The sequence below is a fragment of the Pseudomonas laurentiana genome (assembly GCF_014648275.1).
GTDB lineage: Bacteria > Pseudomonadota > Gammaproteobacteria > Pseudomonadales > Pseudomonadaceae > Aquipseudomonas > Aquipseudomonas laurentiana.
Map to the genome: position 1 here is coordinate 69,288 of NZ_BMQU01000017.1, position 14,194 is coordinate 83,481.

Consider the following 14,194-nt stretch of genomic DNA (forward strand, 5'->3'; position numbering starts at 1 on the left):
AAAACCCCGCCGAAGCGGGGTTTGCAGACTGTTTCCCTGACATCCATTTCACCCGCCATCCTGGCAGGAATCCTGCGTGTCCCTGTTCTGTACATTGCGCATCCTGCGCGACGTCCATGTGGCAAAGATTAGCAATGGATCCAATCTTTAGATAGAGGCTAAAAGTCACCACGCCGTGTAAGCATTTTCCTACACGACGTAATACAACTTAAAACTGTTCGGCACTGAGCAGGTAAAGCGACTCGCTACCGGCTTTTACCGAAGCACTCAAGGCATGGATACGCGGCAACAAACGGGCGAAGTAGAACTGTGCTGTGCCCAGTTTGCTGGCATAGAAATCATCCTGCCCTTGCTTGGCCAGCGCTGTACGCGCCATCAGCGCCCACATGTAGGCATAAGCAACGTAGCCGAACGCCTGCAAGTATTCCACCGACGCAGCCCCTATCTCGTTCGGATTGCTCTTGGCGCGGTCCAGCACCCAGTCGGTCAGCTCGTCGAGACTGTTCAAGGCGGCTTCCAGCGGCGTGCTGAATGCCTGCAAATCGCTGTCGGCCGAAGCGATGAACTGGCGGATTTCGTCGGCGAACAACCGATAAAACGCCCCGCCGCTACCAACAACCTTGCGACCGATCAAGTCCAGCGCCTGAATACCGTTGGTGCCTTCGTAGATCTGCGTGATACGCACATCGCGCACCAGTTGCTCCTGGCCCCACTCACGGATGTAACCATGGCCACCGAACACCTGCTGCCCATGCACGGTCGCTTCCAGACCCAGGTCCGTGAGAAACGCCTTGGCCACCGGCGTCAGCAAGGCCACCAGGTCTTCGGCCCGTTTGCGCACCGCCGGGTCTTCGCTGTACTTGGCCGTGTCCAGTTGCATTGCTACATAGCTGGAAAACGCGCGCCCGCCCTCGTTAAAGGCCTTCATGGTCAGCAGCATGCGCCGAACATCCGGGTGAACGATGATCGGGTCAGCCGCCTTGTCTTTCGCTTGCGGGCCAGTCGGAGCACGACTTTGCAGGCGGTCACGGGCGTATTCAATAGCGTTCTGGTACGAGCGCTCTGCCGACGCCAGCCCCTGAATACCCACCCCCAGGCGTTCATAGTTCATCATGGTGAACATGGCCGCCAGGCCCTTGTTTGGCTCACCGACCAGATACCCGACCGCTTCATCGAAATTCATCACGCAGGTAGCGGAACCCTGGATACCCATCTTGTGCTCGATGGAGCCGCAATTGACCGGGTTGCGTGCGCCGAGGCTACCGTCGGCATTGACCAGGAACTTTGGCACCAGAAACAATGAAATGCCTTTCGGCCCAGCGGGTGCATCTGGCAGCTTGGCCAACACCAGGTGAATGATGTTCTCGGTCAGGTCGTGCTCACCGCCAGTGATGAAGATCTTCGTGCCACTGACCTTGTAACTGCCATCGGCCTGAGGTTCTGCACGGGTACGGATGATGCCCAGGTCGGTACCGGCATGGGGCTCGGTCAGGCACATTGAGCCAGCCCAGACACCGGCATACATGTTCGGCAGGTAGGTCGCCTTGAGCGCCTCACTGGCGTGGGCATTGATCGACAGACAGGCGCCGGCGGTCAGCATCGGGTACAACCCAAACGCCAGGCTGGAGGCGTTGACCATCTCTTCGACCTGGGCAGAAATCACTTTGGGCATGCCCATGCCGCCAAACGCGGGGTCACCGCCAACACCTACCCAGCCGCCCTCGGCATAGGTGCGATACGCGTCGATAAAACCTGCTGGCGTACTGACGACGCCATTGTCCCAACGGCAACCCTCTTCGTCGGCGCCACGGTTCAGCGGTGCGATGCTTTTGCTGGTGACCTTTCCGGCCTCCTCGAGCACGGCCATGGCCGTCTCTTCATCAACGATTTCAGCCAAGCCGGGCAGCTGGGCCCACAGCTTGGCAACCTCGAAGACTTCATTGAGGACGAAGCGCATATCGCGCAAGGGCGCTTTATAGTCAGCCATGGCAACCTCTCACAGAACCAGTCAGGGGGCAGTCCCGGAGGACCGATACTCAGTTAGGAAACCAGTGTACCCGAACAACTTTTGTGAGACATAGGACCATCTTTTGACCATAAAGTCACATTCGGTCACGCAGTGCGCACGGCTCCTCGCTTGTTTTCCAAACCGTAGGCAACCACGCAGTTACGGCCCGCCCCCTTGGCGCTGTAGAGCGCCTGGTCGGCCGACTTGAGCACTTCGTCAGGCGTGCGATGCTCCATCTGCCGCTCGGCGACACCGATACTGATCGTCACCGACACACTGGTGGCCGCAGCAGAGCCACGACGCTGGCGCCCCTGAGTATCGTCCTGCGGGCGGTTATCCGGGTTACGCAGCAGGATATTGTAGTTGGCGATCACCTCGCGCACCGCTTCCAGGTGAGGCATGCACTCCTCGATACTCTTGCCGGCAAACACCAGGCAAAACTCCTCGCCACCATAGCGGTAAGCACGGCCTCCGCCGGTGACCTTGGACAGCTTGCTGGCCACCAGGCGCAACACCTGATCACCCACATCGTGACCATGGGTGTCGTTGAATTTCTTGAAGTGATCGACGTCGGTCATCGCCAGCACATAGGTGCGCCCCAGACGCTGCATTCGCTCGTTCAATGCACGTCGTCCCGGCAACCCGGTCAACTCGTCGCGAAAAGCCATTTGATAGGCCTCGTGGGACACCGCCGCGGCAATCATCAACATCACCTGACTGCACATGATGTTGAGGGTAAATGGCAGGATGAAAGTCTTGGGCAGCATCCAGAAAATGCCGAGCAGGCCAATGACCTGGGTCGCATGCAATGGCCGTGGCTGACGCAGGTACTGCACCACCAGCAGCCCGAAGGCAATCAGAAACACCGGGTACGCCATCTGGATCAGGCTCATCCATTGGCCATGCAGCGACGGCCAGCGAATCTCCGCCAACCACGCCAGCAACGGTTGCGGGAAGCTCTGCTCAAGCCCCAGGGCGACACTGCCAACAGCCAGCAACACGGCAAAGCGCGCCACCATATCCTGGAACAGATGCGTACGCTCCTGCCAGGCGCCAAACAGCCCGAACAACATGGGCAATAACAAACACACTAAATGGAAGACAACGGCCGCATCCTCGCGGACGCGACCATTGTCTCGATAAAAGTCGGTCTGGGTATCCAGCAGGAAGTAGGCGATATAGACCGTGACCATCAGAAACAGCTCACGCTGACGTCGGTAAACCGCGCAGTAGGCTCCACCAAGCAGTAACACCAAGGTTGGCAGCACGTTGAACAGTGATGTGAAAAAAACACTCAGGTCCCGCACATAGGCCGCCGCCAATCCGCAGAGCAGAAGGAACAGTGATGGCAGAAAGTGGCTGAGGCGTACAGCAGATAAACGAAACAAGGGAATCTCCGACCCGGCAGATCAACAATGGCATTGTGCCTTCACTGCATCGGCAACGCACATGAATAGATGAATATTTACCGGCACTTTCATTTAACGGCAGCACGAGACGAGGACTTGATGCCTCCTTCCCATTCGTACACACAAAAAAAAACGCCTGCCGGTTAGGGCAGGCGGTTTTTCAGCTCAGGCACGCTCTCAGTAAGCGAGGCCGAAGTCTTCTTCTTTCATGTCCATCAGGTTGTTGGCGCCCGACAGCATGGCTTCAACATGCACACGGGTACGCGGCAGGATGCGCTGGAAGTAGAAGCGTGCAGTCTGCAGCTTGGCGGTGTAGAACGCGGCTTCGCTGGTACCAGTTGCCAGTTTTTCCGCAGCCAGGCGCGCCATGTCGGCCCAGAAGTAGGCCAGGCAGGCGTAACCGGAGTACATGAGGTAGTCCACCGACGCGGCACCGACTTCCTCACGGTCTTTCATGGCGGCCATACCGACTTTCATGGTCAGCTCGCCCCACTCCTTGTTCAGCTTGATCAGCGGCTCGACGAACTCCTTGACCGCATCGTTGCCTTCCTGGGCCTGACAGAACTTGTGGACGATCTTGGTGAAGCCCTTCAGTGCTTCGCCTTGGGTCATCAGGACTTTGCGGCCCAGCAGGTCCAGTGCCTGGATACCCGTGGTGCCCTCATAAAGCATGGAGATACGGCTATCGCGCACGTTCTGTTCCATGCCCCACTCGGCGATGAAACCGTGGCCACCATAGATCTGCACGCCATGGTTGGCGGCTTCGAAGCCGACTTCCGTCATGAACGCTTTGGCGATCGGGGTCATGAAGGCCAGCAGCGCGTCGGCTTTCTTCCGCTCTTCCGCGTCCTGGCTGTACTTGACGATATCGACCAGTTTGGCCGTGAAGTAGACCATCGCCCGGTTACCTTCGGCGAAGGCCTTCATGGTCAGCAGCATACGCCGCACATCCGGGTGAACGATGATCGGGTCAGCGGCTTTGTCCGGTGCTTTCGGGCCGGTCAGCGAGCGCATTTGCAGGCGGTCGCGGGCGTACTTCAAACCACCCTGGAAGGCCACTTCAGCATGGGCCAACCCTTGCAGCGCGGTACCCAGACGTGCGGTGTTCATGAAGGTGAACATGCAGTTCAGGCCCTTGTTCGCCGGGCCGATCAGGTAACCGGTCGCGGCATCGAAGTTCATCACGCAGGTGGCGTTGCCGTGGATACCCATCTTGTGTTCGATGGAACCGCAGGCAACAGCATTGCGTTCGCCCACCCCGCCGTCAGCGGTAGGCAGGAACTTCGGCACGATGAACAGGGAAATCCCTTTAGTGCCAGCAGGTGCGTCGGGCAGGCGCGCCAGAACGATATGGACGATGTTGTCGGCCATGTCGTGCTCACCGGCGGAGATGAAGATCTTGGTGCCGGTGACTTTGTAGGAGCCGTCAGCCTGAGGCTCGGCCTTGGTGCGCAGCATGCCCAGATCAGTACCGCAGTGCGGCTCGGTCAGGCACATGGTGCCGGTCCACTCGCCGGAAACCAGCTTGGTCAGGTAGGTGTGCTGCTGCTCGGCAGTGCCGTGCTCGGAGATGGTGTTCATCGCACCGTGGGACAGGCCAGGGTACATGCCCCAGGACCAGTTGGACTCACCCACCATTTCGCTGATCGCCAGGCCCAGCGACTCAGGCAGGCCTTGGCCACCATGGTCGATGTCATGGGCCAGGCTCGGCCAGCCGCCTTCGACGAACTGCTTGTAGGCTTCCTTGAAACCGCTCGGGGTTTTCACGCCCGACTCGCTCCAGGTGCAACCCTCCAGATCACCAACACGGTTCAGCGGGGCCAGTACCTGTTCACAAAACTTGGCGCCTTCTTCAAGGATGGCATTCACCATGTCTGGTGTGGCGTCCTGACAAGCCGGCAGGCTCTGATAGTGCGCGTCGTAACCGAGCAACTCGTCACGAACAAAGCGAATATCACGCAAGGGGGCTTTGTAATCAGGCATAGCGATAAACCTCTGCTGATGAATCCTGGAAAGGGAGACCGTGACACACCGACCAGCTGTTGGCGACTTTCGGTCAAACAGTTGTTTGAAACATACGTTTACGCCAATGGGTTGTCAAGCATCGTCCAGAGGGCAATTCCGCCATCTCAAACTGCTGCACGGCCCTCATTGCGCGCGCCATGCACACACGAACGAGCGCCTGGCGACAAGGCCAAGGCGCTGATACATAAAGCGTAGTAGAGGGGTAAAGCGCCGGTAGACCGAGGGCCGGTCAGGCGTAGGTGTCGATCAGGGTGCCGAGCATTTCGTCCGATGCTTTGGCGACTTTGACACCCAGTTCGACCTGGAACTTGCCCAGGGCCAATTCGACCGTGCTGGTAGCAAGGTCCTGTTGCTGGCTGCGATCGACTGAACGCAGACGCTCAGCCTGATAGTCGCTGGACTGGCTGGTGGCGGCGCGCTCAACGGTGGTGTTGGCAATCTGGCTGGCGGCCTGATCGACACGGTTCTGCCCAGTCTGAATAGCGCCCAGACCGGCATAGAACGCTGAATTGCCCGAGATTTCCATTTCGACACTCCATGACGCTAACGGCAGGTACTGCCTATTGAAGCAGACCCGAAGGGAAAAGGCCCGTCAAAAACACTAATAGCCTATTGCCTGCCAATAGCCTTCCGCTAGTCCAACAGGTCCAGTTGCAGGTACTCAGCCACCGCGTCAGCCGTCACGTTCTTGAGTTTGGGAACACGTCCCAGGCAAGGAGCCGGCAACCGCTCAGCCAGGGTTGCGAGGTTCTCTTCCAGGCGCGACGTGCGTGGGTCGACGATGTTGGCCACCCAGCCGGCCAACTGCAGGCCGTCGCGTGCGATGGCTTCGGCGCTGAGCAAGGCATGGCTGATACAGCCCAGACGCACGCCGACCACCAGGATCACCGGCAGTTGCAAGGCAATGGCCAGATCTGAAAGATTGGCCTGATCAGACAGCGGCACCCGCCAACCGCCAGCCCCTTCAATCAGGGTGAAATCTGCCCGCTGCGCCAACACATGACGCATTGGCGCGAGCAGGCCCTGCACCGTCAATGCCACGCCCGCCTCACGTGCGGCCAAATGCGGTGCAATGGCCGGCTCGAAGGCGAAAGGGTTGATCTGCTCATAGGGCAATGCAATCGAACTTTGCGCCATCAGCGCCAGGGCGTCGGCATTGCGCAGGCCCTTGACGCTGACCTCACAGCCCGAGGCGACCGGCTTGGCACCCAGTGTACTGAGCCCCGCCTGGCGCGCAGCCTGCAGCAACCCGGCAGCGATCGTGGTCTTGCCGACGTCGGTATCGGTACCGGCGATGAAATAGGCTGCGTTCATTTCAGACTCCACCTTCCAGAGGTTTCTGCAGCACCCCGTAGACCACCTGATAGGTCGCCGGCAGGCCTTGCGGCTCACGGAAACGCTCGTAAGCCTGTAGCAAGCCTTGCATACGCGCCCGCCCCGTCAAGCCGGTGGGCCGACCTGGGTTGAGATTGTGGGCGCCCAGGGCCTTGAGCTCATGGGTCAGGCTGCGCACATCCGGGTAGTGCAATACATGCGGACGGTTCTCCAATACCTGCACCTGCATGCCGCTGGCAATGCACAGGCGCTGATACGCTTCCCATTGCCGAAAACGGTTAACGTGAACCAACCCGTCCACCGCCTGCCAGCTGTCGCGAAGCTCCTGGAGCGTACCGACACACAGGCTGGCAAACGCCAGCACGCCGCCGGGCTGCAAGACCCGCCGCGCCTCGCTGAGCACGCCCGCAAAATCGCCGCACCACTGCACCGCCAGGCTGGAGAAGATCAGCCCGACGCTAGCCTCTCGCAGCGGCAAACGCTCGGCATCACCCGCGACATGGTAATGCGCACCACCCTGTTCGCGAGCATGACGAAGCATGCCTTCGGCAATGTCCACCGCCACACCGACACACTGTGGGTAACGCTGTTTCAGCATCCGACTGAAGTAGCCCGTGCCACTGCCCAGGTCGACCCAGTTCGAGGGCTCCAACGAGGCGGGCAACTGCTCCAGCAAGGTACTTCCTACATCGCGCTGCAACTGCGCAACGCTGTCATAGCTGACGGCCGCACGGGAAAACGACGCCGCGACCTGGCGCTTGTCGGGCAAGGCGCCGGGCAAGCCCGGCTGGGATAGATCAGTCATCACCGCTCTCGTGCAAAAACGCTTTAATCGCGCAGGCCAGCTCGTGGGGCGACTCCATCAGGAAGCCATGGGCACTGTCTTCGATCAGGCCAACCTCCACATCGGGCAGCACATTCAGCAACTCACGTGCAGCCTCTGCCGGCACCAACGCATCGCTCCCGGCAAACAAGTGCAACTGCGGGCCATCAAACGCCTGCAGCGCCGCACGGGTATCCAGTTGCGCCAGCAGTTCCAGGCCCGTCACCAGAAACTCCTCACGGGTCTGCGGCATGCCGGCCGTCAACAGCCGAGCCAAGGTGCGCGGTTCCTGCGCCCCCTGGCTGCACAGTGAAATGAAGCGTTTGAGGGTTACCTGCGGATGGTGGCGGCAGCCGTCGAGAAACGTCTCGAACGTGGCGGGCGCCATCCCTTGTGGCCAATCTGGACGGGCGACAAAACTGAGGTTGCTGGCCAGGGTCAGAACGCCACAGCACTCATCGCCACGACGGGCGGCCAACTCAGCCGCCAGCATTCCACCCAGCGACCAGCCGCCCAACCAGGTATTGCGCGGCACGCTGCGATCCAGCGCCGAGAGCCAAGCGTCCAGATCACTGGTGTCGAGTTGTGGCAAGGCGTGCACCTCGACTTTGAGCGTCGGGTCCAATGCACGCAAGGCAGCAGCCAACGGCTCCAACGCCGAGGTCCCCAGCCCCCAACCCGGCAACAGTATCAGACGGTCACGCATCGACAGGCTCCAGCAGCGGGTAGCACTCGGCCAATGCAGTTAACAATAGCTGCACCTGTTCCTGACTGTGGGCCGCGGTCAGGGTGACACGCAACCGCGCCCCTCCCGCCGGAACCGTTGGAGGCCGAATGGCAGTGACCAGCAGGCCGCGCGCGCGCAGCAACTGCGACAACCGCACAGCCCGTGCGCTGTCACCGATCATGATCGGTTGGATCGGGGTGAAGCTGTCCATCAGCGTCAAACCGATCTGCTCGGCGCCACTGCGAAATTGTTGGATCAAGGCGGCCAGGTGCTCTCTGCGCCAGGTCTCAGTACGCAGCAGCTCAAGGCTTTTCAAGGTTGCACACGCCAGCGCCGGTGGCTGACTGGTGGTGTAGATATAAGGGCGGGCGAACTGGATCAGGCACTCGATCAGCTCTTCGCTGCCCGCAACAAATGCGCCCCCGGTGCCGAAGGCCTTACCCAGGGTGCCGACCAACACCGGAACGTCCTCCAGACCCAGACCGAAATGCTCGACCACCCCACCGCCTTGTCGGCCAAGGGTGCCAAAACCATGCGCATCGTCGACCATCAACCAGGCGCCTCGCGCCTTTGCCGCCTTGGCCAATGCGGGCAGGTCGGCCACATCGCCGTCCATGCTGAACACCCCGTCGGTGACCACCAGGGTGTTGCCTTGGGCTTTTTCCAGACGGCTGCTCAGGCTCAGGGCATCGTTATGCAGGTAGCGATTGAAACGCGCGCCGCTGAGTAGCCCGGCATCAAGCAATGATGCGTGGTTGAGCCGGTCTTGCAAGACCGTATCGCCCTGCCCGACCAATGCTGTCACGGCCCCCAGGTTGGCCATGTAACCTGTGGTGAACAGCAACGCCCTGGGGCGCCCGGTGAACTCGGCCAACGCCTCTTCCAGCGCGTGATGCGGGCCGCTATGGCCGATCACCAAGTGCGAAGCACCGCCGCCGACACCCCAGCGCTCGGCACCGTCGCGCCAGGCAGCAATCACATCCGGGTGATTGGCCAGGCCCAGGTAGTCGTTGCTGCAAAAGGCCAACAGCGGTTGGCCATCGACCACCACGCTGGGGCCTTGCGGGCTCTCCAGCAAAGGTCGTTGCCGGTACAGGGAGGCCGCGCGCCGTTCTTCCAGGCGCGCACGAAGATCGAAGCTCATCCGCACCTCAGACCGAGGCGGCGTTGTAGAACAACTCGTTGCTTTTCTGCTCGATCAAGGCCTGTTCGATCGCCGCTTGATGGACCTCATCGGCATGTTCTTCGCGGGCTTCAGGCTGGATACCAAGGCGCGCGAACAATTGCATGTCCTTGTCGGCTTGCGGGTTGGCAGTGGTCAGCAGCTTCTCGCCGTAGAAAATCGAGTTGGCGCCGGCGAAGAAGGCCAAGGCCTGCATTTCTTCATTCATGGCTTCACGGCCGGCCGACAGACGGACATGGGACTTCGGCATCAGAATGCGGGCAACGGCGAGCATGCGAATAAAGTCGAACGGATCGACAGCGTCAGCGTTCTCCAGCGGCGTACCGGCCACTTTTACCAGCATGTTGATCGGGACCGACTCCGGGTGTTCTGGCAGGTTGGCCAGTTGAATCAGCAGGCCTGCGCGGTCGTCCAGCGACTCGCCCATACCGAGAATACCGCCTGAACAGATCTTCATCCCGGCATCGCGCACGTAGGCCAGGGTTTCCAGGCGTTCGCCGTAGGTACGGGTGGTGATGATGTTGCCGTAGAACTCCGGCGAGGTATCGAGGTTGTGGTTGTAGTAGTCCAGCCCGGCTTCGGCCAGAGCCTGGGTCTGCTCACGGTCGAGCTTGCCCAGGGTCATGCAGGTTTCCAGGCCCATCGCCTTGACCCCTTTGACCATCTCCAGCACGTACGGCATGTCCTTGGCTGACGGGTGTTTCCAGGCGGCACCCATGCAGAACCGGGTAGAGCCGATAGCCTTGGCCCGTGCGGCTTCTTCCAGCACCTTCTGCACTTCCATCAGCTTCTGCTTGTCCAGGCCGGTGTTGTAGTGACCGGACTGTGGACAATATTTGCAATCTTCCGGGCACGCACCGGTCTTGATCGACAGCAAGGTCGATACCTGGACGCGGTTAGCGTTGAAGTGCGCGCGATGTACGGTTTGCGCCTGGAACAGCAAGTCGTTGAACGGCTGTTGGAACAGGGCTTTGACCTCAGCCAGGGTCCAGTCGTGACGAAGAGTTGCAGTTGTGCTGGCGCTCATGGGCGATTCCTTGTTTAGGCTTGACTGGCGCCGGGACAGGAAAGCCCGCCAGCGCATCACGGAGTGTTTGCATGATTAAGGAAGCCCCATGCACTGTCAACCGAAGCTTAAACAATGGGTTTACAAGTGGTTAAATAATAACCACGCGTGTTTATTGTGCGATGAGCCCACTCACGCCCCCATCCCTATCTGTATTGCCTGCGAGACTGAGCTGCCATGGCTTGATGAACGCTGCCGGGTATGCGCACTGCCCTTGCCCATGCAAGGGCTGCTCTGCGGGCAATGCAATCGCCGCCGCCCGGCCTTCCAACAGGTTGAGGCCCCCTGGCACTATGGGTTTCCAGTAGATGCGTTGATCACCCGGTTCAAGTATCACCGCCAGTGGCCATTGGGTCGGCTGCTCGCCGAACTGCTCGGCAACTGGCTGGCTTACCGATTCGCCGAGGGCCTGACACCGCCAGCACTTCTGCTGCCTGTACCGATGGCCGCCCGCCGGTTGCGTGAGCGCGGCTACAACCAGGCCGGGATGCTGGCCAACTGGCTTGGCACACAACTGAAGATCACCTGCGATGAGCGCCTGTTGGTGCGCACACTCGATACGCCGCCACAACAGGGCCAGAATGCCCGGACCCGCAAGCGCAACCTGCACCACGCCTTCGCGGTGACGGATGTGAACGCCGTGGCCGGCCGGCATCTGGCCTTGATCGATGACGTACTGACCACCGGCGCTACCGCACAGGCCTTGGCGAGCCTGCTGCTCAAGGCCGGCGCTCGACGGGTTGATGTGTACTGCCTGGCGCGCACGCCAAAGCCGGGCCGCGCTTGACTTGGCACCCGTGGGCGGGCACTTTCGCAGCGATCACCGTCACCCTGCGTAGCCATTCATGTCCCTGCCCGCCCTGCTCAACCAGTACCTCGTCAAACGCCCGCAACGCATCGCCCTGCTGCAGCACATCGGCGAGCAAGGCTCGATCACGCGGGCGGCCAAAAGCGCCGGCATCAGCTACAAGGCCGCCTGGGACGCTATCGACGAGCTGAACAATCTGGCTGGCACGCCGCTGGTCGAACGCAGCGTCGGCGGCCGGGGGGGTGGCGGCGCGAAACTGACCGAGGAAGGCGCTCGTGTGCTGCGCCTGTATCAACGCCTGCAAGCTTTGCAGGCGCAGATTCTCGAAGCCACTGAAGACGCCGCCGACCTCGACCTCCTCGGTCGGCTGATGCTGCGCACCAGCGCACGCAACCAGTTGTATGGCAAGGTCCGGGCCGTCAATGCGCAGGGCCGCAATGACCTGATCGAGTTGGCGCTGGCCGACAACCTGAGCCTCACCGCGCAGATCACCCACGACAGCACGTTGCGCCTGGAACTGGCTCCAGGTGACACCGTCGTTGCGCTGATAAAGGCTGGCTGGTTGACGCTGCTGGCAACCACTGTGCAACCCACGCCGGGCTACAACTGCCTTCAGGCGACCGTCGAAGAACGCCTCGACGATAGCGAAGGCCCCAGCGAAGTGCGTTTGGTGCTCAGCAACGGCCAGACCCTTTGCGCCCTCGCCGAAGCCCAGTGGCTGGATGAACTGCGCGTAGCACCTGGAAGCCTGCTGCAGGTTCAGTTCCCGCCGTCCCACGTACTGCTCGGAACCCCAGTCTAAAATTCGACACATTACCGTCATATAGGCTGACTAAGGTGACTGCCAAAACAGCAGGAAGCCGATCATGACCCTCTTAGACGAAAACCAGCCTACCGACCTCGAACAGATGGTCGGCCTCAGCCGGCGCCGTTTCATCGGCGCCGGCGCCTTGTGTGGTGCCGCGCTGTTTCTTGGCGGCAGCCTGCTGAGCCGCAGCACACTGGCGCAGAGCGTCAAGGCCGCCAACGATAGCCTGCTGGGTTTTCCGTCGATCCCTGCCGCAACCACTGACAGCATCAGCCTGCCGCCAGGCTACAACGCCTCGGTGCTGATCAGTTGGGGCCAGCCGCTTCATGCCGATAGCCCGGCCTTCGACGCCTCGGGCAATGGCAGCGCCAAAGCGCAGGAACTGCAGTTTGGCGACAACAACGATGGCATGAGCCTGTTCCCCTTCCCTGGCGATGAAAACCGGGCGTTGATGGCCATCAACAACGAGTACACCAACTACCGCTACCTGTTCCCTCACGGTGGCCAGCCAACGTCCGCCGAAGACGTGCACAAAGCCCAGGCAGCCGAAGGTGTGTCGGTAATCGAAGTGCAACGCAACAATAGCCAGTGGCAGTTCGTCCAGGGCTCGCCCTACAACCGCAGGATTCACGGCAATACGCCGATCCGCATGAGTGGCCCGGCCAGCGGCGATGCGTGGCTCAAGACCACTGCCGACAACAGCGGCAGCAAGGTACTGGGCACTTTCCAGAACTGTGCCAATGGCAAGACGCCGTGGGGCACCTACCTGACCTGCGAAGAAAACTTCACTGACTGCTTCGGCAGCAGCAACCCTCAGCAAACGTTCGATGCTGGCCAGAAACGCTACGGTGCCTCGATAGCCAGCAAGGACATTGGTTGGCACCCGCACGACCCGCGTTTCGATTTGGCGAAAAACCCCAACGAACTCAACCGGCATGGCTGGGTGGTCGAAATCGACCCCTTCGACCCACATTCGACACCGGTCAAACGCACCGCACTGGGCCGCTTCAAACATGAAAATGCGGCGCTTGGCGAAACCCGCGACGGCCGGGCGGTGGTCTACATGGGCGACGACGAACGCGGGGAGTTCATCTACAAATTCATCAGCCGCGACCGCATCGACCACAAGCACCCCAACGCCAACCGTAACCTGCTCGACCATGGCACCCTGTATGTCGCCCGCTTCGATAACGGCGACGGCAACCCTGACCAGCCGAAAGGCAAAGGCCAGTGGCTGGAACTGACCCACGGCAAGAACAGCCTGAACGCGGCCAATGGCTTCGCCAATCAGGCTCAGGTGCTGATTCATGCGCGCCTGGCAGCCAGCCTGCTCGGCGCCACACGCATGGACCGCCCGGAATGGATTGTGGTCAGCCCCAAGGATGGCCAGGTCTATTGCACCCTGACCAACAACGTCAAACGTGGTGAGGAAGGTCAACCCGTGAACGGGCCGAACCCCCGCGAGAAGAACATTTACGGACAGATACTGCGCTGGCGGGAAAGCGCCGACGACCAGGGCGCCATGACCTTCAACTGGGACCTGTTCCTGATTGCCGGCAACCCGGGTGTTCATCCCGGCGACGCGAAAGCCGGCTCTGCCAACATCAACCCGCAGAACATGTTCAACAGCCCGGATGGACTGGGTTTCGATGCCGACGGGCGGCTGTTGATTCTCACTGATGGCGACTACAGCAACCGTGGCGATTTTGCCGGCATGGGCAACAACCAGATGCTCTGCGCCCACCCGACGACCGGCGAGATTCGCCGTTTCATGGTCGGCCCCGTCGGCTGTGAAGTCACCGGCATCGCCTTTGCGCCAGACCAGCGCACACTATTCGTGGGCATCCAGCACCCAGGCGAGAGCGGCGGCTCGACGTTTCCCGAGCACCTGCCCAACGGCAAGCCACGTTCGTCAGTCATGGCGATCCGCCGGGAGGACGGCGGTATCATCGGTGCATGACGCACCCAGCAGGCGCCGGTTGTGCGGGGGACAGGGCCGTCA

12 protein-coding genes are annotated in these 14,194 nt (G+C 60.9%); 3 read left to right on the forward strand and 9 right to left on the reverse strand.

What is annotated here, in order from left to right:
* Window positions 1-208: 208 nt before the first annotated feature.
* The 9 genes from IE038_RS17705 to bioB all read right to left on the reverse strand — a co-directional run bounded on the left by IE038_RS17705 (window position 209) and on the right by bioB (window position 10,537).
* Entirely contained in the window at window positions 209-1,987 is a 1,779-nt protein-coding gene (locus IE038_RS17705) for an acyl-CoA dehydrogenase C-terminal domain-containing protein (RefSeq protein ID WP_163938144.1), read from the reverse strand.
* Between the two features lie 125 nt (window positions 1,988-2,112).
* The gene (locus tag IE038_RS17710; RefSeq protein ID WP_163938148.1) at window positions 2,113-3,396 is read right to left on the reverse strand and encodes a GGDEF domain-containing protein; all 1,284 of its coding nucleotides are present in this window, start codon (window positions 3,394-3,396) and stop codon (window positions 2,113-2,115) included.
* Window positions 3,397-3,594: 198 nt separating this feature from the next.
* On the reverse strand, window positions 3,595-5,400 hold the full coding sequence (locus IE038_RS17715) for a phenylacyl-CoA dehydrogenase (protein ID WP_189396022.1): 1,806 nt from the start codon (window positions 5,398-5,400) through the stop codon (window positions 3,595-3,597).
* Window positions 5,401-5,671: 271 nt separating this feature from the next.
* Window positions 5,672-5,968, reverse strand: a complete 297-nt coding sequence (locus IE038_RS17720) for a pyrroloquinoline quinone biosynthesis protein PqqE (protein WP_065761529.1) — start codon at window positions 5,966-5,968, stop codon at window positions 5,672-5,674.
* A 107-nt stretch (window positions 5,969-6,075) separates the two neighbouring features.
* Window positions 6,076-6,756 (reverse strand): dethiobiotin synthase, encoded by a 681-nt coding sequence (gene bioD / locus IE038_RS17725; protein WP_163936552.1) that lies wholly within the window; start codon window positions 6,754-6,756, stop codon window positions 6,076-6,078.
* A 1-nt stretch (window position 6,757) separates the two neighbouring features.
* On the reverse strand, window positions 6,758-7,582 hold the full coding sequence (gene bioC / locus IE038_RS17730) for a malonyl-ACP O-methyltransferase BioC (RefSeq protein WP_163936549.1): 825 nt from the start codon (window positions 7,580-7,582) through the stop codon (window positions 6,758-6,760).
* Window positions 7,575-8,306 carry an alpha/beta fold hydrolase gene (locus tag IE038_RS17735; RefSeq protein WP_163936546.1) on the reverse strand — a complete coding sequence of 244 codons (732 nt, stop codon included), beginning with the start codon at window positions 8,304-8,306 and terminating at the stop codon, window positions 7,575-7,577. Before IE038_RS17735 ends, bioC begins: the two co-directional genes overlap by 8 nt.
* Complete coding sequence (bioF, locus tag IE038_RS17740; protein ID WP_189396023.1) at window positions 8,299-9,471, reverse strand: 8-amino-7-oxononanoate synthase; 1,173 nt, start codon at window positions 9,469-9,471, stop codon at window positions 8,299-8,301. The genes IE038_RS17735 and bioF overlap by 8 nt, the downstream gene beginning before the upstream one ends.
* Window positions 9,472-9,478: 7 nt before the next feature.
* Entirely contained in the window at window positions 9,479-10,537 is a 1,059-nt protein-coding gene (bioB, locus tag IE038_RS17745; protein ID WP_163936543.1) for a biotin synthase BioB, read from the reverse strand.
* A gap of 88 nt (window positions 10,538-10,625) precedes the next feature.
* Here bioB and IE038_RS17750 point away from each other — a divergent pair, with 88 nt between their 5' ends.
* The 3 genes from IE038_RS17750 to IE038_RS17760 all read left to right on the forward strand — a co-directional run bounded on the left by IE038_RS17750 (window position 10,626) and on the right by IE038_RS17760 (window position 14,152).
* Window positions 10,626-11,363 (forward strand): ComFC family protein, encoded by a 738-nt coding sequence (locus tag IE038_RS17750; RefSeq protein ID WP_189396024.1) that lies wholly within the window; start codon window positions 10,626-10,628, stop codon window positions 11,361-11,363.
* A gap of 58 nt (window positions 11,364-11,421) precedes the next feature.
* Window positions 11,422-12,186: a TOBE domain-containing protein gene (locus tag IE038_RS17755; RefSeq protein ID WP_163936540.1), complete on the forward strand. Its 765-nt coding sequence runs from the start codon at window positions 11,422-11,424 to the stop codon at window positions 12,184-12,186.
* Between the two features lie 64 nt (window positions 12,187-12,250).
* Complete coding sequence (locus IE038_RS17760) at window positions 12,251-14,152, forward strand: PhoX family protein (RefSeq protein ID WP_189396025.1); 1,902 nt, start codon at window positions 12,251-12,253, stop codon at window positions 14,150-14,152.
* Window positions 14,153-14,194 lie beyond the last annotated feature (42 nt).